Genomic DNA, 18376 nt, shown 5'->3' on the forward strand with positions numbered 1-18376 from the left:
CAGGCCCCGAAGAGGTCCCCCATCGAGCGAGACCCCCCAATACACAAGGTACAACCGAGCACCGACAAAAACCGGCGCTCAGGTTTCACCCACCCAGGCACCACCTACCAGGCACCACTCGCCCGAGACCCACGGGAGCACAACCCCGGAGGCCCCCCGAAGCCGTCACCCCCCTTGCCGGGCGATCCTCTCCCGCACTTCCCCCTGCGTAACCGCCACCGGCCCGGCCCACGTCAACTGGTGCTCCACCATGATCACCAGCGCCTCCTCCCACACCCTCCGAGCCCCGTCCCCGTCCCCCAACGCCTCCAACGCCTCCCCCAACAGCACCCGGTCGGACACCTCCCCCAACCGATCCCGCGCCCGGAGGTGCAACTCCAGCGCCGTCCGCAACATCCCCACCGCCCGCTCGGCCTCCCCCAAGGCCAACCGGGCTTCCCCCAACGTCATGTAGCTGTTCGCCGCCCCGTTCAAGTCCGACAGGGACTCGAACAACGCCACCGACCGCGTCAGGTACCCGATCGCCGCGTCGGGTTCCCCCAACCGCATCCGGCACTCCCCGAGGCCTTCGATGGACATCGCCACGCCTTGCACGTGCCCGATGTCCTGGTACTCCTGCAAGGCCTTCTCGTAGTACACCATCGCCGCCCGGTAGTCCGGCGGCCCGGAAGGTCCGGTGTGCGCGAGCACGTCGGCGATGTTCCTTCGCACGTAAGCCTTTTCGCTCACCCACCCCAGCTCGTCGAGCAGCTCCTCCGCCCGCTTGAGGTGCTCCAGCGCCCGGTGGTTGTCCCACAGGTAGTAGTGCGCCCCGGCCAGGCTCCGCTGCGTCCGGGCTTGGCCGACGCGGTCGCCGACCTCGACCGCCGCCTTCAACGCCGCTTCCATCGTCGCGGCCCAGTCGTGGTGCAGGCCTTTGCGCTGGAAGTACTGCTGCAACGTCAAGGCGAGCTGCCACACCTGGCTCGCGTACTCCCGCCCGGCGTGCGCCACCACGCTCTCCACGACGTGCTGCTCGACGCCGAACCACGTCAGCGCCGCGTCGTAGTCCCGTGCCGTCTCGGGGGTCACGCCGTCCAGCGGGGGGTCGAGCGGCAGCGGGGGCTGGTGCGGGCGCAGCAGCAGGTGGATCGTGTGCGCGGACTGGAGGTAGTGGTCCACGAGTCGGTGGGTCGCCGCCCTCCGGTCGTCCGCGGAGTCCAGTTCCTCGCCCAGTTCCAACGCGTACGCGCGCACCAGGTCGTGGAACTGGAAGCGGCCCGGCTTGTGCTCGGTCAGCAGCCTCGTCCGGGTCAGCTCGGCCAGTCCCGTCCGGGCCTCGCGGAGCGGCACGCCGAGCATGCTCGCGCTCGCGGCGAGCGAGATGTCCTGGCCCCAGTGCGGCGCCAGCATCCGGAACACCCGTGCCGCGCTGGGCGTCAACGTCCGGTAGGACCAGGAGAACACCGCGCGCAGGTCGCTCGCGTCGTCGAAGCTGAACGCGTCCAGGCTGCCCCGCGCGTCGTGCAGCTCCCTGGCGATGGCGCTCAACGGCACGTCCGGGTAGGTGGCCGCGCGGGCCGCGACCACGGCCAGCGCGAGCGGCAGCCGTCCGCACATCTCGACGATCCGGTCCACCGACGTGGGTTCACGGGCGCTGCGCCCCTCGCCGAGCCGCAGCGCGACCATCGCGCGGGCCTCGGCGACCGGCATCGGGTCGAGGGTGAACGGGTGCGCGCCCTCGGCCGCCACCAGCCCGGTCAGCCGGTTGCGGCTCGTCACGATCACCAGGCAGTGCGGCGAGCCGGGGATCAGCGGCAGCACGTGCTCCACGTCGCGGGCGTTGTCCAGCACCACGAGCACCCGCTTGTCCTTGAGCAGGCTGCGGTACAGGCCCGTCTGCGCGTCCAGGTCGTTCGGGACGCGGCCGCCCGGCGTGCCGAGCGCGTACAGGAACCCGCGCAGCGCCTCGGCGGGCTCCATGACGGCCCCGCCGGGGTCGAACCCGCGCAGGTTCACGAACAGCTGGCCGTCCGGGTACCGGTTCGCGACCTCGTAGGCGAACCGCACGGCGACCGTGGTCTTGCCCGCGCCCGGCATGCCGTCGATGAGCCCCACCGTCATCGGCCGGTCCGCCGCGTCCAACGACGCGAGCATCCGGGTCAGGTCCTCGTCGCGCCCGCTGAACGTCGACAGGTCCCTCGGGAGCTGCGCGGGCCGCACCACCGGCGCGTTCGCCTCGGCGGGAGGCCGCAGCACCCGGTCGTGCGCGGCGCGCAGAGCGGCGCCCGGATCGACGCCGAGTTCCTCGGCGAGCCGCTCGGTGATGGCCCGGTGCACGCCCAGCGCCTCGCTCTGGTGGCCGGACGCGTCGAGCAGCAGCATCAGCCGCGCGTGCAGCTCCTCGTTCAACGGGTCGTGCGCGATCAGCGTGCGCACGACCGGCAGCAGGTCCGCGGCCTGCCCGCAGCTCAGCGCCGCGTCCGCCGCCGCGACGGCCGTCGCCACGCACTCCTGGTCCACGGCCTTGAACACCGGGTTCGACGGGGAGTGCGACCGCAGCCCCGACGCGCACGGCCCGTGCCACTGGCACAGCGCCTCCAGGAACAGCCGCACGGCCTCCGCGGGCTCGCCCCGCGCCACGGCCTCGCGCGCCCGGCCGCCCAGCGCCCGGAACCGCAGCAGGTCGGCGGCGTCCGCCTCCACCTTGAGCCGGTAGCCGGACCCGTCGCGCACCAGCCAGTTCCCGCTGGCCCGCGGCGCGAGGTCCGGCTCCAGCACCCGGCGCAACTGGCCGACGTGCCGGTGCACCACGTTCATCGCGCTCTGGGGCGCGTCCTCGCCCCACAGGGTGTCGATCAGCTCGCGCACGGCCACGGGCTGGCCCGCGTGCAGCAGCAGGACAGCGAGCACCAGGCGTTGCTGGGGCGGCCCCAGATCGAGTTCGTCGTCGGCTCGCCACGCGCGCAGCGGTCCCAGTACCGAGAACCGGATCGTCGCCGGACTGGTGCGCTCAGCCGAGTCCACCCGCACCCTTTCCCTGGACGAGCAGTGCCCTTCCCAGAATAGTCCGGTCGGAGCACGCCACGTCGGCGCGAGGCTCCAGCCAGGATCAACAGGCGGGCGGCACCCACCCCGGCTCGCCGACGACGTGGCCGGGGGAGACCGTCATGGTGTTCGGCCGGTCCGGGCTCCCGCCGCCGAAGCTGAACCCGACCACGCCGCCGGGGCAGACCCGCACCGCACTCGGCCCGCCGCCGGTCCCGCCGCCGCGCCAGGAGACCGGGTCGATGCCGACCCGCCACACCTTCCAGGACGCCGACCCCGTGACGTGCCCGCCGCACGCGTCGGCCGCGGGCAACCCGTCGACGTGGCACACGTAGTCGCGGTCGCCGTACGGGCCGGTCCCCGTGCCCGAGCGCACCGCGAAGCCCGCCCGTTCGAGCGCGGTCCGCGCGTCCCCCGGATCACCCGCGGCGCACCGCACCACGACGCCGGAGCCGCCCGCGCCCGTGGTGTCGACCGCGACCGTCACCCCGGAGCACGACCCCGCCGCCGCCTGCGCGGGCGTCACCACGGTCAGCAGGAGCGGCAAAACGGACAACAGGCGCGATCGTCGGGCAGGCACCGCCCGAATCCTAGGTTTGCGTCCCGATTCCCGCGCCGCGAAACGTCGAGTAGCGCAGATCACGTCCCGAATGCGAGAAATTAGCGTGTTTCGCCGGTGAATGCGCCCTATGCCCGGTTTAGGGGTACTTGTCGACGGATCTTGGGAGACGCAGGATGAGTCCTCTCAAATCACCCTTTTGGGCGATTAAGTCGATTGTCGGAGGGACTGACCCGGCCCCTCACGGCCTCCGAAAGGCTCACCGTGTCCCCACGCCGTCTTGCCGCCGCCCTCGTCCCGCTGGCCCTCGCCGTCACGTTCGTGTCCACGGGCACCGCGGAGTCGCAGGTCCCCCAGCAGAGCCCGATCAACGTCACCGCGGGCTCGATCAGGCTCGACCTGTCGCAGCCGCGGCTGAACATCTCCTACCCGCACACCGACGTGGAGCTGGAGTACATCCGCAAGGACCAGGCCAGCCCGACCGGGTGCGCCACCCGCGACCACGAGGAGACCGAGGAGGGCATCGTCCCGGACGGCGTCGCCTACGTGACCGTCGCCGGCGTGCGGTACGACCTCAAGCAGTTCCACTTCCACACGCCCGCCGAGCACCACTTCGGCGGCCGCACGGACCCGATGGAGATGCACCTCGTGCACCAGAGCGCCGCGGGCAAGCTCCTGGTGATCGGCGTGCCGCTGCGCGCGGGCGCGCCGTCCGCGGTGGACAAGGTGCTGGCGAAGCTCGCGCCGGAGTGCGGGGAGACCGTCCCGCTGCACGACGTCAACCTCAACGCGCTGCTGCCCAACGACCACACCACGTTCCGCTACCAGGGCTCGCTGACCACCGCGCCGTTCACCGAGGGCGTGCAGTGGTTCCTGATGAACGAGAAGACCGTGTCGCAGGCGACCATCACCCGGTTCCAGAGCCTGTTCACCAGCGGCGACGCCCGCGGGGTCCAGCCGCTCAACGGCCGCACCGTCACGGCGGTCCCGCAGTTCTAGTGGGACGGTGGGGCCGTCCGAGGAAGCGGACGGCCCCACCTGCTTAATGGGAGGCGACGAGCGGGTCGCCGGTGGCAGCATGGGCGATATGCCCGGAATCCTGTCGCCCGAAGACCTGGCCGCCCGCACCTCCCGCGCTCTCGCCGCGGCCGTCGGCGCGGGCCGCGACCTCGGTCTCGAGGTGACGGACCCGAAGGTCCTGCACGACGTGTTCTCCGTCGTCGTGCACCTCGCGCCCTCCCCGGTCGTCGTCCGCGTCCCGACGGTCCTACCGCCGTCGTTCCAGGCCGACCTCGCCGCCCAGGACCGCCGTCAACGGGACGAGTTGGCCGTCGTCGGGTGGCTCGCGGACCTGGGCTTCCCGGTGATCCCGCCCAGCCCGCTCGTGCCGCGCGAGCCGGTGGGCCGCGACGGCTTCTCGATGACGTTCTGGCAGCTCGTCGAGATCCGCGAAGTCGAACCGGACTACGAGCGCAACTGCGCCGCCGTGGTCGACCTGCACGAGGCCCTCCGCGACTACCCCGGCGACCTGCCGTTCCTGTCGTCCTTCGACCACCGGGTCACCGAGAGCCTGGACTTCCTGGCGTCCCGCCCGGACTTCCGCCCCCCCGCCCACCGGGCCGGGGCCGGCGGGGTGTGGGCTTATGTGGCGCGGGGGGGGGGCACCCGGGTGGGGTGCCCCGCGGGTTCCCGGTCGGCCGGCGTGCAGCCCGTGCACGGCGACTCGCCGCCGTACAACCTGGTCCCGGCGGTCGGCGGCGACCTGCACGCCGACTTCGAACTCGTCACGACCGGCCCGGTCGAACTGGACCTCGCCATGATCGGCCCCGACGGCGAGGCCGCCTACGACCGCGCCGCCACCGCCCGAGGCCTGCCGCCCCTGGACCGCGACGTGCTGGCCGTCGTGAACGCCGCCGCCGCGATCCAGGTGGTCGCCTGCCTCGCGCTCGTGCCCCAGTTGCCCCTGCTCGCGGACGGCCTCAAGCCCGCGCTCGACGCCTGGCGGGCCCGCTAGCCCATCGACTTCGCGCCGTCGATCGACTCGCGCAGGATGTCGGCGTGGCCCGCGTGCTGCGAGGTCTCGGCGATCAGGTGCAGCAGGACGCGGCGGGCGGACCAGGTCTTGCCCGCCTCGAACCACGGCGCGACCGGCAGCGGGTGGGACGCGTCGAGGTCCGGCAGCGTCGCGACCAGCTCGTCGGTCTTGCGCGCGACCTCCTCGTAGGAGTCCAGCAGCCCGGCCAGGGTCTCGCCCGGCAGCATCCGGTGCTGCTCGTCCCACGGGATCGCGCCGGTCTCCATCAGCTCCGCGCCGCCGACGATGAACCGCGCCCACGCCGCCTCGGTGTTCGCGACGTGCTTGATCAGCCCGCCGAGCGACAGCGCGCTCACGGTCGGGTGGTCGGCCGCCTGCTCGTCGGTGAGCCCGCGCACCGTGTGGCGCAGGAAGAACCGGTGCTTGGCCAGCGTCTCCAGCAGGTCCGCGCGTTCGCCGGTGGTGAGGGTGCTGGTCATGGTCTCCGCCTTCTGATCCGTTCGTCCGTCGACCACTACTCTAGGAACCATCGCGGACACCTTCTGTCCTCGTTCCCCGCGACTTCCTAGAGCGCGACGGCGACAGCGTCCTCGCCGGGGAACGTGATCGCCACCCGATTCGTGCCGACGTCCACCCGCACGGCGTCCGCCAAGTCCTCCGGCGACACCGCCGACCGGGTCAGCGCCACCAGGCTGACGTGCCACGACGGGCTCGACGTCACCGGCCCGGACACCACGTACGGCGCGGCGGACGCGGGGCCGAACGCCGTGCCCGCCTCCTCCCGCGCGACGCCCGCGGACTCCCAGCCGTGCAGCGCGACGACGGCGCTGGTCAGCCCGTCGGGGGAGGTGGCGACCGCGTGCCGCGTCACCGCGACGGTCGGGTCGTCCGCCACCGCGTACCCGCCGTCGCGGACCACGCACCCCGCGGGCGCGGTCACCCGGTGCACCCGCACCTCCCACGCGCCGCGCACGAGCGACGCCGTCCGCACCTCCACCGGTCCCTCGGGGATCGTCGCGGTGTACCCGGACGCGCCCGGCCCGATCCGGTCGATCCGCTCCCGCCGCGACGGCACACCGGACGGGCCGACTACCGCGACGTGACCATCCACAGTGGACTCGAACCCCGGACCGGTGTGCGTGCTGTAGGCGAGCCTCGCGTAGTGCGGATCGCCGGTCCGGTGGTGGTCCGTGCCGTGGTTGAGCAGCCGCACGATCCCGTCGCCGGTCGTCTGCACCAGCCAGCCGGGCTCGGGCAGCGCCACGACCGGCTCGACGGGGCTCGTCTCCTCCGGCGCGGTCCACACCGGGTGCTCGGGCGGCAGCAGCAGCCCGAGGAACGCCTTGCTCGCCCAGTACGGCGACCCCGGCCCGGAGTACGGCTGCGTCGTCGGCAGGAACGGCCGGTGCCAGCCCAGGCTCAACAGCCCGGCGTCGTCCGGCGCGCCGCGTGCCACGAAGTGCCGCAGCGTCGCGTTCGCGAGCCGCCGGGTCTCGCCAGGGGCCAACGGCGTGGCGTCGACCAGCGCGCCCAGCCAGAACGGCGCGACCGTCGCGAACCGGTAGGTCAACGACCGCCCGTGGTGCACCGGGGCGCCGTCGGGGGCGAACAGCAGCCGGTGGTGGCCGAGGAACGCGCGCAGCCGTTCGCGGTAGACGTCGAGCCTGGTCTCGTCGCCCGCCATCCGCGCCCACAGCACGGTGTACAGGTGCATCGCCCAGCCGCAGTAGTAGTCGAAGTTCGCCCCGTCGCCGTCGGTGTACCAGCCGTCGCCGACGTGCCAGCGCTCCACCCGCGCCACGTCGGCGGCGATCTCCGCCGGGTCGTGCGGCCCGCCGACCGACGCCAGGAACTGCCCGACGACGACCCGGAACAGCACCCAGTTGTTGTCGTGCACGCGTTTCCCGGCGAACCCGGCCAGCCAGTCCACGACCCGTCCCTGGACCGCGGGGGAGAGGCGGTCGAACAGCCACGGCCGCGTCTCGTGCAGCGCGAGCGCGATCGACGCGGCCTCCACGAGTTGCTGCGACAGGTCCGCGAGCGCGGGCCACGCGAACGGCGACGCCGGATCGGTCCCGGTGGCCAGCCCCTCCGCGTACCGCTCGACCAGCGCGGGCGGCACGGCGCCCCGCGCCCCGCCGATCCGGAACCCCGCGAGCAGGAACGTCCGGGCGAACCCCTCCAGCCCGTCCGACAGCGCCCCGGCCGCGCTTTGCCGCCCTGGCAAGGAGATCAGCGCGAACCCCGGCGACGCGAACGGCACGACCGAGTCGAGCAGGTGGTCCGCCACCGCCTCCCAGCGCGCCCGCGATTCCGTTCCGAACGGAGGAAGCTCCACGTTCGGACAGTAACAAGGAAGGACGACACCTAGACTTGACTGTCAACGACCGGGAACGCCGAGGAGACCACGCATGGGCACGCGCACCGACCGGACAGTCGCCGAACCCGATCTGGGCGTGCTGGCCGGGAGGCTCCTGTTCGCTGTCCAGCGCGAGATGTTCTCGACCTTCGCGGAGAAGGGCTTCGCCGACCTGCACCCCCGCCACGGCGCCGTGCTCGCCTACCTGGACAAGGACGGCGTCCGCGCCACCGACCTGTCCAAGCTCTCCGGCGTCCACAAGCAGGTCATCGGCACGGTGGTCGACGAGCTCGAACGCCTCGGCTACGTCGAACGCCGCCCCGACCCGGCCGACCGCCGCGCCAAGCTGATCTGCCCCACCGACCGCGGCCTCGACCAGATGCGCGCCGCCGACACGTTCGTCGCGGGCATGGAACGCCGCCACGCCCGCCGCCTCGGCCCCGAGGCCTACGCGCAGTTCAAGTCGATGTTCAACGACGTGGTCGAACACCAGCGCCGCCGCGCGGAGCAGTAGGACCGCTTTGGTTAGATGGCCCGATGTCGATCGAAGCCGCCTTAATCAGCCTGGGCACCGTCGCCGTGCGCACCGCCGCGAAACTGTGGCTGGGTGATCGGAAGATCGCCGCCGAGGTGACCGCCAGCGCCGTCGACGTGTTGTCCGGGCGACTGACCAAGCAACTCGACCAGCGCAAGTTCAACCGCATGATCGACAGCTTCGCCGAGGCCGTGGTCGAACGCGTGGAACCGATCATCGACGCCGAGTTCCGCGGCCTCCCGGAGAACGAACGCCTGGCCGCGATCGACGCTGTGCGGGACACATTCGACCAAGCGCCGCTGGTCGACGCGGACCTGTTCGCCGCCGACCTGGACGCCCGCCACCTCGACAAGTCCATCCGCGGCCGGGTCCCTGCCCAGTCGAAGTTGCTCAGCGCGGACGCCACTGCCTTGTACGACCTGCTTCTCCGGGAGTGCTGCGGGTACGTCATCGAGATCTCCCGCGGCCTTCCCGCGTTCTCCTCGAGCGCGCTGACCGAACTGCTTCGGCGGGACCGGGAGATCCTCGACGGCATCCGCCAAGTCCTGGCCCGCCTGCCGCAACGTGATCGCAGCGCCGACTTCGACTACGACTACCGGCAGTTGGTCGCCCGCAAGCTGGACCAGGTCGAGATGTTCGGCGTCACCCTCGCGGACGCGAGCAGGCGCTACCCGCTTTCGGTGGCGTACATCAGCCTCACCGCGTCCTCCGACGAACTGGGGCAGGGGAGTCGAGTCGAGGAACTGCTCGCGGGCGACCGCAGGCTCTTCATTCGCGGCGAGGCGGGCCTCGGCAAGACCACCCTCCTGCACTGGATCGCCGTGCGCAGCGCCCTCGGCGACTTCCCGCCGAGCTTGAACGAGTGGAACGGCACCATCCCGTTCTTCGTGCCCTTGCGCCGGTACGCCGATCGTGAACTACCCGCCCCGGAGCGGTTCCTGGACGAGGTCGGCAGGCACATCTCCGACGAGATGCCGAAGGGCTGGGTGCAGCAGCGGCTGCGTGATGGACGAGCCGTGCTCCTGGTCGATGGTGTGGACGAACTGGCTCCCGATCGACGCGACGAGGTCAGGTCGTGGCTGCGCGACCTGGTCGGCGCGTTCCCCGAAGCCCGCTTCGTGGTCACTTCCCGACCTGGTGCCGCACAACCGGAATGGCTGCACGGCGAGAAGTTCACGGTGCTCGATCTCCAACCGATGTCACCGCACGACGTGCGCGTCTTCGTGGAGCGCTGGCATGACGCCATGCGCTCGGTCTGCGTGGACGATGAGGCAAAGGCGGAGATCGACACTTACCAGCGCGGCTTGACCGCGCAGTTGGACACTCGAACCCACCTGCGCAAACTCGCCGGATACCCCTTGCTCTGCGCCCTGTTGTGCGCACTGCACAAGGATCGTCGTGCCGCACTGCCCAACAGTCGGATGGAGTTGTACGACGTGGCGTTGCAGATGCTCCTGGAGCGTCGGGACAACGAGCGTGGGATCGACAAGCTCGTGGGGCTGGACCGAACCGAGAAGACTCTCATCCTCGGAGACTTCGCGTACTGGCTGATCCGCAACGGGTACAGCGACGCCGAGATGCCGCAGGCGATCGAACAGTTCGACCGCAAGCTCAGCGCGATGCCGCAGGTCGAGGCGGGTGGGCGGGAGGTCTACCGCCACCTGCTGGAGCGCTCGGGATTGTTGCGTGAGCCGGTGGACGGCCGAGTCGACTTCGTGCACCGCACTTTCCAGGAATACCTGGCTGCGGGAACGGCGGTGAAGAACGCCGATGACATCGGTGTGGTGGTCAGTCACGCAGATCTCGACCAGTGGCACGAGGTCGTGGTGATGGCAGTCGGTCACGCATCGCTGCGACAGCGAGAGGCGCTGTTCTCCGGACTCCTCGATCGTGCGGACAATGAGAGGGAGAACGAGGACACCCTCAATCTACTGGCGCTCGCCAGCCTGGAGACCGCGACCGAACTGGGTCAAGCGCTGCGGTCGGAGATCCATCGCCGCGCAGAGGCATTGCTGCCACCGAAATCGCTGACCGCAGCCAAGTCCTTCTCCTCTGCCGGGGCATTTGTCATCGATCTGCTTGCGGCCGCCAAGCCTCGGACAGTAAAGGAGACCGTCGCGACGATTCGGGCCATCGCCGATACTGGGTCAGCCGAAGCGATGCGGCTCTTGGTGCCGTACACAACCGACAAGCGTGTGGGGGTTCAGCGCGAACTGATCGGGAACTGGTCAAAGTTTGACGAGGAAGAGTACGCTCGGAACGTTTTGTCCAAGTTTCCCATTGTAGAAATTACGGTTCATAGTCCTGGCGAACTTCGCGGGCTAAAATACCTGTCGGATGTTCGGATAGTGGAGATCACCTATCAAAATGAGATCGATCTTGCTCTCCTGGCGGGCTTTGGAGACTTGTCTTGGTTGATCTTGCCAGCCGATGATGTCGCCTCGCTTGATCCAATCCATCGTTTGATGGGGAAGATCAAAATTCACTATCGGTTCAGGCGGTATGACCACCCCAAACCGATAGAGGGGGTGAAGTACTATTTGAAGAACCCCACCCCCTCTGCCGTCAGTTCGCGATGACCGCGAACACGGTGCCCTGGTCGTCGCTCACCAGGGCGGAACGGCCGTAGGGGCTGTCGGACGGGGGCAGGATCACGTGGCCGCCGAGTTCGGCGATCCTCGCGACGGCTTCGTCCGTGTCCTCGACGGAGAAGTACGTGACCCACGACGACGGCGCCTCGGGGAACGCGCCGCCGATGCCCGCCACGGCCTCGCCACCGAGGGACGCGGCGGAGTACTGGAAGTCGCCGGAGCTGAGGTCGTCGTAGGCGAAGCCGAACACCTCGGCGTAGAACTTCTTGTTGCCCTCGAAGTCGTGGCTCATGTTCTCGCTCCACGCGACCGCGCCCGGCTCGGTCGCGATCTGGAAGCCGGTGTGCTCACCGGCCTGCCACAGGCCGAACACCGCGCCCGACGGGTCGAGCGCGATGGCCATGCTGCCCTGGCCCATGACGTGCGTGGGCTCGACGAGGATCTGGCCGCCCGCGTTCACGACCTTCGCGGCGGTCGCCTCGACGTCGGCGGTCGCGAGGTAGGTCGTCCACGACGGGGGCTGCGAGGTGTCCTGCTGGACGCCGAGACCGACGACGTTGCGGCCGCCGAGCTTCGCCGACCAGTAGCCCATCTCGACCGGCTCGAGCTGTTCGACCTCCCAGCCGAACAGCGCCGAGTAGAACTCTCTGGCCTTGTCGACGTCGGCGCCGAGGTCGGCCCAGCATGGCGTGCCGGCGGACCATGCCGTGTCGCGAGTAGCCATTTCTTGCCTCCGGAGTCAGCAAAGGTGGTGCACCGAAGGTAGTGGCGCACAACGGGATCGTCATGCGATCCGGGCCTCGGCAGGGGTACCCCACCCGTGAAGTTAGGGGGCCTCGAACAGGGTGCTCACCGACTCGCCGTTGTGGATGCGGCGCATGGCCTCGGCCAGCGGACCGGCCACGGACAGGACCTTCAGCTTCGGCACGTGCTTCTCCTTGGCGATCGGCACGGTGTTCGTGCACACGATCTCCAGCACGTCCGGTTCGGCGCCGAGCCGCTCCAGCGCGCCGTCGGAGAACAGGCCGTGCGTGCACGCCACGCGGATCGTGCCGCTCTCCCGCTCCCGCAGCCGGTCCAGCAGCTCCACGACGGTGCTGCCCTTGGCGATCTCGTCGTCCAGGACGATCACGTCCTTGCCGCGCACCTGGCCGATCACCGCGCTGATGTGCACCTTGTCGTCGGCGAACCGCTGCTTCGCGCCCGCCGCCACGGGCACGCCGAGGATGCGGGCGAAGTGCGCTGCCTCCTTGGCGTTGCCGAGGTCGGGGGAGACCACGACGGTGTTGGACAGGTCGTACTGCTTGAAGTGCGCGGCGAGTTCGCGCAGCGCGTGCAGGTGGTCGACGGGGATGCTGAAGAAGCCGTGCACCTGCGGCGAGTGCAGGGTCATCGCGAGCACGCGGTTCGCGCCCGCCGTGACCAGCAGGTCGGCGACCAGGCGGGCGCCGATCGAGATGCGGGGAGCGTCCTTCTTGTCCGATCGGGCGTAGGCGTAGTGCGGCATGACCACGGTGGTGCGGGCGGCGGACGCCCCGCGGGCGGCGTCGAGCATCAGCAGCAGCTCGACGAGGTTCTCCTGGACGGGTGGGACGAGCGGTTGGATGATGAACACGTCCCGCTCCCGGCAGTTCGCCTGGAGCTGGACTTCGAGGCAGTCGTTGGCGAACCGCTGGACGCGGGTCGGCAGCAGCGGCGTTCCGAGGTGGGCACAGATCTCGGCCGCGAGTTCGGGGTGGGCAGTGCCGGAGAAGACCGCGATGTCACGCACCCGTTCAGCCTAATCGCGTCGACGGCTCCGGTTCGCGACTCGCGCGTCACATCGGCGATACTCCGCCGATGGAGTTGCGCCACCTCGAGTACTTCGTCGCGGTCGCCGAGGAGCTGAGCTTCACCCGCGCCTCACGACGGCTGCGGGTGGTGCAGTCCGGGGTGTCGACCGTGATCCGCGCGCTGGAGCGCGAACTCGGGGCCCCGCTGTTCGACCGCTCCACGAGGGACGTGGCGCTCACCGACGCGGGGCGCGCGCTGCTGCGCGAGGCGCGGACCACGTTGGACGCGGCGCAGGCCGCCCGCGACGCCGTGCAGGAGGTCGTGGCGGGTGTGCGGGGGACGATCAACCTCGGCACCATGACCGGGCTGACGCTCGTCGACCTGCCCGCGCTGCTCGGGCGCTACCACGTGGAGCACCCCGAGGTGACGATCCGGCTGCGCGCCGCCACCAGCGGGACGAGCGGCCTCGCGAAGTCCCTTGTGGACGGTGAGCTGGACGTGGCCTTCCTGGCGCTCAGCGATTCCCCGCCCGCCGGGGTGGCGGCCCGCGAGCTGCTGGACATCCCGATCGTGCTCCTGCTGCGCGACGACCACCCGCTCGCGGGCCGGGCGTCGGTGCGGCTGACCGACCTGGCGAACCAGGAGTTCGTCGACTCGCCGCCGGGGTGGGGCAACCGGGTGCTGGTGGACCGGGCGTTCGCCGCCGCCGGGGTGCAGCGGCGGGTGGCGCTGGAGGTCGCGCACCTGAACGCGGTGCCGGACTACGTCCACCACGGGCTCGGCGTCGCGCTCGTGCCGGACTTCGACCTGGTGCTGGCCGACGACGTGCGCCCGGTCGCCCTGTCCGGAGTGGACCTGCGCTGGACGCTGTCCCTCGCCACCTCCGCGACCCGACGACCGAGCGCCGCCCTGCGCGCGCTGCTGACCATGGTCGACGGCTACGTGCGCGCTAGTCCTTGAACAGCCTGCGCCCGGCGGCCGCCGAGATCACCAGCACGACGGCGGAGAACCCGAGCAGCGCGAACGGCGCGGCGACGTACTGCGTGGCCAGCCCGAGCAGCAGCACCGGCACGGCCAGGCCGAGGTAGCCCGCGAGGAACAGCCCGGCCAGGGCCTCGCCGCGCGAGGTCGGCGACGCGAGCGCCGCGACCGTGGAGATCGACCCCTTGAACAGCACGCCCATGCCCGCGCCCGCGGCCACCCCGCCGACGAGGAACAGCGGCAGGGACGCGGCGAACAGCGCCGCCGTCACGACCGCGAGCCCCGCGCTCATCAGGCCGATGCCGATCGCCAGCTGGTGGCGGGTCCTGGTGCGGCGGAACAGGATCTGGGTCGACGCGGCGGAGCCGAACACCAGGAACGCGACCGCGCCGGCGAGCGCCCGTGACGGCAGGTGCAGGGTGTTCGCGACGAACGCGGGGGCCAGCGAGGTGAACAGGCCCAGCGTCGCGAAGGACGCGAACGCGGCGGCACCGGCGGCGAAGTAGTGCGCCCTGGCCAGTTCCGGCACCGACACCCGCTGCGGGTGGTAGGTCCGCGACTCCACCGCGACCGTCTCCGGCACGAGGGCGACCAATGCCGCGCTCACCAGCAGCAGCACCAGGAACACCGCGTAGGACGTCGTCAACGGGCCCGTCACGTACTGGGCCAGGACGCCGGACACGAGCGTGCCGAGGCCGAGCCCGCCGAGGTTCGCGGCCGTGGCCACCAGTTCAGCGCGGCCCAGCCCGGAACCCGGCCGGTGGGTGGTGTGCAGTTCGGACAGGTAGGCGGTGGCGGTCGCGGTGATCATGCCGACGCCGACACCGGTCAGCAGCCGGGCGATGAACAGCTCCGGCACCGTCGTGGCGACCAGGAACAGCACCGCCGCCGCGGCTTCGAGGAGCAGCGCGGGCACGAGGACCTTGCGCCTGCCGACCCAGTCGCTGACGTGGCCCGCGAGGAACAGGCTGAGCACCACGCCGACCGCGTACGCGGCGAACAGCACCGTGACGACGAACGAGGAGAAGTGGTCGCGCTGCTGGTAGAGCACGTAGAGCGGGGTCGGGACGGTGGAGAACGCCATCGCGACGAGGAACGCGATCGCGATCACCCAGAACCCGCGGCCCGCCCCCACCAGCGGTCGGGTCGCCGCCTTCGGCCGGGTGAGCGTGGTGGCCGGGTCGGTCATGGCTGCTGCCTCCTGTGGAGCGGTGTCGGACTCCGTCGAGCGTGCGCGCGAGGTCCGATCACGTCCAACGACACCTGGTGCTGGTATTCATCCCGATCGGTGATAAACGCAGCTCCCAGCCCTGTTCCCGGCTGGCATATGAGCGTGATCACCCGCCGAACCGGCCCCCCGGATGCGTCGGAAACAAACCGACTGGTCTGACGGCTGGGATATGGTTGGTCGGTGGTGAACGACGAGTCCCCGCTGGACGACCCGCTGCTGACGACCTTCGGGCGTCTCGTCGAGGTCTCGGGCAGGCTCCAGCGCTCGCTCGGGCAGGTGCTCGAGGAGCGCGCGTCGTTGCCGCTGGGGTGGATGGAAGTCCTGCTGCGCCTGGCCCGGTCCGAGGACGGCCAGCTCGCGATGGGCGTGCTGGCGGGGCAGATCGTGCTCACGACCGGTGGCGTGACCCGGTTGATCGACCGCATGGAGACCGCCGGGTTCGTCGAGCGGCGGCCGTGCCCGAGTGACCGGCGCGTGCTCTACGCGGGCATCACCGAGGCCGGTCTGGCCAAGCTGCACGACGCCGTCGGCGTGCACGTCGAGGGGCTGCACCAGGCGCTCGGTGTGCTCACGGCGAAGGAACTCGTGGCGTTCGACCGCGTCCTGGCGAAGCTCCAGGCCGCCACCGAGGGCTGACCGGCCCGCTATTCCCGCCCGTCCCGTGAAGTAGTGCACTCACGCAACTGTTGACATGTCAGGCATTGACGCGGCAGTGTTTTAGTCACTGAAGTTGATAGCTGACTTCTCAACGATTGGGGCAGATCATGGACAGGCGCAGTCTTCTGGCCGCGGGCGGCACCACGCTGGGCGCGCTGGCGATCAGCGCGGTGGCGGGCAGTGCCACCTCCGGCGCGGCCACCGGCGAGAACTTCTGGCACGGCAGCGCCGAGGAGCGCAGGAACCTCAAGACGTTCGACGAGCTGGACTTCGACGTGTTCACCAACCAGAAGTGGGCCAGGCTGGGGGAGAGCCACGCCAAGGACATCCGCGTCCACTGGCCCGACGGGCACTTCACCGACGGCATCGAGAAGCACATCTCGGACCTGAAGTTCCTGTTCGTCTTCGCGCCGGACACCAACATCCGCGTCCACCCGATCAAGATGGCCTCCGGCGACCTGACCTCGGTCACCGGCGTCATGAAGGGCACCTTCACCCGGCCGATGCCGCTGGCCGACGGCGGCGTCATCCAGCCCACCGGCAAGTCGTTCACGCTCGACATGGCGACGGTGGGGCACTGGCGCAAGGGCGTCATGACCGAGGAGTGGCTGTTCTGGGACAACCAGCACTACAACACCCAGCTGGGCATCTGATCGCGCGCCCTGGCGGGACCCGGTCCCGCCAGGGCGCTACTTCACCCGCTTCATCGGGAACTGCGAGTTCGTCCGCGCCACGCCCGGCAGCCCGGTCAGCCTGCTGATGTAGAGCTGCTCGTAGGCGGCCAGGTCCGCCACGGCCACCCACAGCTGGTAGTCGGGCTGGCCGAACATGCGCAGGCACTCGACGACCGCGTCGATCCCGGCGACCTCCGCCTCGAACGCCTCGATCGTCGCCCGGTCCTGCACCGCCATGTCGATGTGCAGCAGGACCCGGAAGCCGCGGCCGAGCGCAGCCTGGTCCACGTCGGCGCGGTACCCGGTGATCACGCCCGCCCGTTCCAGCGCCCGCACCCGGCGCAGGCACGGCGACGGCGACAGCCCCACCCGGTCGGCCAGGTCGGTGTTCGTCAGCCGACCGTCGCGCTGGAGCTGGTCGAGAATTGCGCGATCCACCCTGTCCATGGCAGATCATGCTACTGAAACGCGCTGACGTGGCGAAACTTGGCATCGGGTGCTCGTCGGATTCTCCTACTCTGCCAATCATGAGCCTGGTGCTGAACGACGGGGAACGAGACCGAGCCGGTGCTCGGCTGCTGGCGCTGCTGGACGACCACGAGCGCGGGCTGCCGACCTCGCACCTCCTGCCGGACCTCGACCGGCCGCGACTGACCGAACTCCTCAACACCCCCATGCCGGACAAGGGGATCGGCGTCGACGGCCTGTTCGACGAGATCGTCGACACGGTCCTGCCGAACTCCACCGCGGTCGCCCACCCGCGGTTCCTCGCGTACGTCCTGGGGCCGCCCAACGGGATCGCCCCGTACGCCGAGGCCGTCGCCGCGACGATCAACCAGAACTGCAACTTCTGGCAGCTCTCCCCGGCCGCGAGCGTGATCGAGCGGTCGGTGCTCGCGTGGCTCGGCGACGTCGTCGGCTTCCCGTCGACGGCGGGCGGCATCCTCACCGGCGGCGGCTCGCTCGCGACCCTGACCGGCCTAGCGACCGCGTTGCACGACCGCGCGCCGGACTTCCGCGCCACGGGGTTGCAAGGCGGAGGAGCGCCGCTGGTCGTCTACACCTCGGAGGAGGCGCACCGCAGCGTCGACAAGGCGGCGGTCGTGCTCGGCCTCGGGATCGACCACGTGCGGCACGTCCCGACCGACGACCGGTACCGGATGCGGGTCGACGCGCTGGCCGAGGCCGTCGCCGCCGACCGGCGCGCGGGGCTGCGGCCGTTCTGCGTCGTGGCCACGTCCGGCACCGTGACGACCGGCTCGGTCGACCCGCTGGACGCCATCGCCGACCTGTGCGAGGCGGAGGACCTGTGGCTGCACGTCGACGGCGCGTACGGGGCGCTGTTCCTGCTGGCGGAGGAGAAGCGCGAACTCCTGGGCGGGTGCGCGCGGGCCGACTCGATCACCCTGGACCCGCACAAGCTGCTGTTCGCGTCGCTGGAGGCGGGCTGCCTGCTGGTGCGCGACGCCGCCAAGCTCCGCGCCGCGTTCGCGTTCAGCTCGTCCTACCTCACCGTCGCCGACGACCCGCTGATGACCGACTACATGGACCACGGCCTCCAGCTGTCCCGCGACTTCAAGGCGTTCAAGGTGTGGAGCGCGCTGCGGGCGTTCGGCGTGGACGCGTTCCGCGAGGCGACCGAGCGGTGCCTGGACCTGGCGCGCCACCTCGGCGAGCGCGTGGAGGCCACGCCCGGTCTGGACCTGCTCGCGCCGGTCGTGCTGACCGCCGTGTGCTTCCGGATGCGGGGCGTCGACCACACGGAGGTGCTGGCGACGTTGGCGGCCGAGGGCACGGCGCTGCTCGGGCCCGCGCTGGTGGACGGGCACGACGGCATCCGCGTCTGCGTCACCAACCACCGCACCACGAAGGCGGACGTCGACCTCATCGTCGACCGCCTCCGCGAACTGGGGAAGTCGGATGACGTCGCGGAGGGCGTGCTGGTTAGCTGACC

Annotated in this window: 16 protein-coding genes; 8 read left to right on the forward strand and 8 right to left on the reverse strand. The window is 70.7% G+C overall.

Annotation, left to right across the window (positions count from 1 at the left end):
* Positions 1 to 165 precede the first annotated feature (165 nt).
* Complete coding sequence (locus ACFWW9_RS33950; protein WP_390386237.1) at positions 166 to 3006, reverse strand: BTAD domain-containing putative transcriptional regulator; 2841 nt, start codon at positions 3004 to 3006, stop codon at positions 166 to 168.
* 85 nt (positions 3007 to 3091) lie between these two features.
* Positions 3092 to 3583 (reverse strand): hypothetical protein, encoded by a 492-nt coding sequence (locus ACFWW9_RS33955; RefSeq protein ID WP_390386239.1) that lies wholly within the window; start codon positions 3581 to 3583, stop codon positions 3092 to 3094.
* Between the two features lie 267 nt (positions 3584 to 3850).
* On the opposite strand from ACFWW9_RS33955, the gene ACFWW9_RS33960 reads away from it, so the two are divergent.
* Together ACFWW9_RS33960 and ACFWW9_RS33965 are read left to right on the forward strand one after the other, a co-directional pair.
* The gene (locus ACFWW9_RS33960; protein WP_390386241.1) at positions 3851 to 4585 is read left to right on the forward strand and encodes a carbonic anhydrase family protein; all 735 of its coding nucleotides are present in this window, start codon (positions 3851 to 3853) and stop codon (positions 4583 to 4585) included.
* An 88-nt stretch (positions 4586 to 4673) separates the two neighbouring features.
* On the forward strand, positions 4674 to 5600 hold the full coding sequence (locus tag ACFWW9_RS33965) for an aminoglycoside phosphotransferase family protein (protein ID WP_390386242.1): 927 nt from the start codon (positions 4674 to 4676) through the stop codon (positions 5598 to 5600).
* Here ACFWW9_RS33965 and ACFWW9_RS33970 read toward each other — a convergent pair.
* Together ACFWW9_RS33970 and ACFWW9_RS33975 are read right to left on the reverse strand one after the other, a co-directional pair.
* Positions 5597 to 6100, reverse strand: a complete 504-nt coding sequence (locus ACFWW9_RS33970; RefSeq protein ID WP_390386243.1) for a DinB family protein — start codon at positions 6098 to 6100, stop codon at positions 5597 to 5599. The genes ACFWW9_RS33965 and ACFWW9_RS33970 overlap by 4 nt on opposite strands.
* Positions 6101 to 6186: 86 nt before the next feature.
* Positions 6187 to 7959, reverse strand: coding sequence for a DUF2264 domain-containing protein (locus ACFWW9_RS33975; protein WP_390386245.1), 1773 nt, complete (start codon positions 7957 to 7959; stop codon positions 6187 to 6189).
* 73 nt (positions 7960 to 8032) lie between these two features.
* Between ACFWW9_RS33975 and ACFWW9_RS33980 the strand changes: the two genes are divergently transcribed.
* On the forward strand, positions 8033 to 8494 hold the full coding sequence (locus ACFWW9_RS33980; protein WP_390386246.1) for a MarR family winged helix-turn-helix transcriptional regulator: 462 nt from the start codon (positions 8033 to 8035) through the stop codon (positions 8492 to 8494).
* Positions 8495 to 8517: 23 nt separating this feature from the next.
* Complete coding sequence (locus tag ACFWW9_RS33985; RefSeq protein WP_390386248.1) at positions 8518 to 11094, forward strand: NACHT domain-containing protein; 2577 nt, start codon at positions 8518 to 8520, stop codon at positions 11092 to 11094.
* Here the strand turns inward: ACFWW9_RS33985 and ACFWW9_RS33990 are convergent.
* Both ACFWW9_RS33990 and ACFWW9_RS33995 read right to left on the reverse strand, forming a co-directional pair.
* A complete protein-coding gene (locus ACFWW9_RS33990; RefSeq protein WP_390386250.1) occupies positions 11081 to 11830 on the reverse strand; it encodes a VOC family protein in 750 nt (249 codons plus the stop codon). The genes ACFWW9_RS33985 and ACFWW9_RS33990 overlap by 14 nt on opposite strands.
* A gap of 102 nt (positions 11831 to 11932) precedes the next feature.
* Positions 11933 to 12877: a ribose-phosphate diphosphokinase gene (locus ACFWW9_RS33995; protein ID WP_390386252.1), complete on the reverse strand. Its 945-nt coding sequence runs from the start codon at positions 12875 to 12877 to the stop codon at positions 11933 to 11935.
* Positions 12878 to 12945: 68 nt separating this feature from the next.
* On the opposite strand from ACFWW9_RS33995, the gene ACFWW9_RS34000 reads away from it, so the two are divergent.
* The gene (locus tag ACFWW9_RS34000; protein WP_390386253.1) at positions 12946 to 13839 is read left to right on the forward strand and encodes a LysR family transcriptional regulator; all 894 of its coding nucleotides are present in this window, start codon (positions 12946 to 12948) and stop codon (positions 13837 to 13839) included.
* Here ACFWW9_RS34000 and ACFWW9_RS34005 read toward each other — a convergent pair.
* Entirely contained in the window at positions 13829 to 15049 is a 1221-nt protein-coding gene (locus ACFWW9_RS34005) for an MFS transporter (RefSeq protein ID WP_390386255.1), read from the reverse strand. The genes ACFWW9_RS34000 and ACFWW9_RS34005 overlap by 11 nt on opposite strands.
* Positions 15050 to 15271: 222 nt before the next feature.
* Between ACFWW9_RS34005 and ACFWW9_RS34010 the strand changes: the two genes are divergently transcribed.
* Together ACFWW9_RS34010 and ACFWW9_RS34015 are read left to right on the forward strand one after the other, a co-directional pair.
* Positions 15272 to 15727 carry a MarR family winged helix-turn-helix transcriptional regulator gene (locus ACFWW9_RS34010; protein ID WP_390386256.1) on the forward strand — a complete coding sequence of 152 codons (456 nt, stop codon included), beginning with the start codon at positions 15272 to 15274 and terminating at the stop codon, positions 15725 to 15727.
* 128 nt (positions 15728 to 15855) lie between these two features.
* On the forward strand, positions 15856 to 16401 hold the full coding sequence (locus ACFWW9_RS34015) for an ester cyclase (protein ID WP_390386257.1): 546 nt from the start codon (positions 15856 to 15858) through the stop codon (positions 16399 to 16401).
* 36 nt (positions 16402 to 16437) lie between these two features.
* Here ACFWW9_RS34015 and ACFWW9_RS34020 read toward each other — a convergent pair whose 3' ends face one another.
* Complete coding sequence (locus tag ACFWW9_RS34020) at positions 16438 to 16869, reverse strand: Lrp/AsnC family transcriptional regulator (protein WP_390386258.1); 432 nt, start codon at positions 16867 to 16869, stop codon at positions 16438 to 16440.
* An 80-nt stretch (positions 16870 to 16949) separates the two neighbouring features.
* On the opposite strand from ACFWW9_RS34020, the gene ACFWW9_RS34025 reads away from it, so the two are divergent.
* On the forward strand, positions 16950 to 18374 hold the full coding sequence (locus tag ACFWW9_RS34025; RefSeq protein ID WP_390386260.1) for a pyridoxal phosphate-dependent decarboxylase family protein: 1425 nt from the start codon (positions 16950 to 16952) through the stop codon (positions 18372 to 18374).
* Positions 18375 to 18376: the final 2 nt, after the last annotated feature.

This window comes from Umezawaea sp. NPDC059074 (assembly GCF_042738955.1).
GTDB lineage: Bacteria > Actinomycetota > Actinomycetes > Mycobacteriales > Pseudonocardiaceae > Umezawaea.

Excerpts from the sequence above, each read along its gene's own strand:
- ACFWW9_RS33970 (WP_390386243.1), bottom strand. The coding sequence starts at position 6,100 with ATGACCAGCACCCTCACCACCGGCGAACGCGCGGACCTGCTGGAGACG.
- ACFWW9_RS33990 (WP_390386250.1), bottom strand. The coding sequence starts at position 11,830 with ATGGCTACTCGCGACACGGCATGGTCCGCCGGCACGCCATGCTGGGCC.
- ACFWW9_RS34000 (WP_390386253.1), top strand. The coding sequence starts at position 12,946 with ATGGAGTTGCGCCACCTCGAGTACTTCGTCGCGGTCGCCGAGGAGCTG.
- ACFWW9_RS33980 (WP_390386246.1), top strand. The coding sequence starts at position 8,033 with ATGGGCACGCGCACCGACCGGACAGTCGCCGAACCCGATCTGGGCGTG.
- ACFWW9_RS33985 (WP_390386248.1), top strand. The coding sequence starts at position 8,518 with ATGTCGATCGAAGCCGCCTTAATCAGCCTGGGCACCGTCGCCGTGCGC.
- ACFWW9_RS34025 (WP_390386260.1), top strand. The coding sequence starts at position 16,950 with ATGAGCCTGGTGCTGAACGACGGGGAACGAGACCGAGCCGGTGCTCGG.
- ACFWW9_RS34020 (WP_390386258.1), bottom strand. The coding sequence starts at position 16,869 with ATGGACAGGGTGGATCGCGCAATTCTCGACCAGCTCCAGCGCGACGGT.
- ACFWW9_RS34005 (WP_390386255.1), bottom strand. The coding sequence starts at position 15,049 with ATGACCGACCCGGCCACCACGCTCACCCGGCCGAAGGCGGCGACCCGA.
- ACFWW9_RS33965 (WP_390386242.1), top strand. The coding sequence starts at position 4,674 with ATGCCCGGAATCCTGTCGCCCGAAGACCTGGCCGCCCGCACCTCCCGC.
- ACFWW9_RS34015 (WP_390386257.1), top strand. The coding sequence starts at position 15,856 with ATGGACAGGCGCAGTCTTCTGGCCGCGGGCGGCACCACGCTGGGCGCG.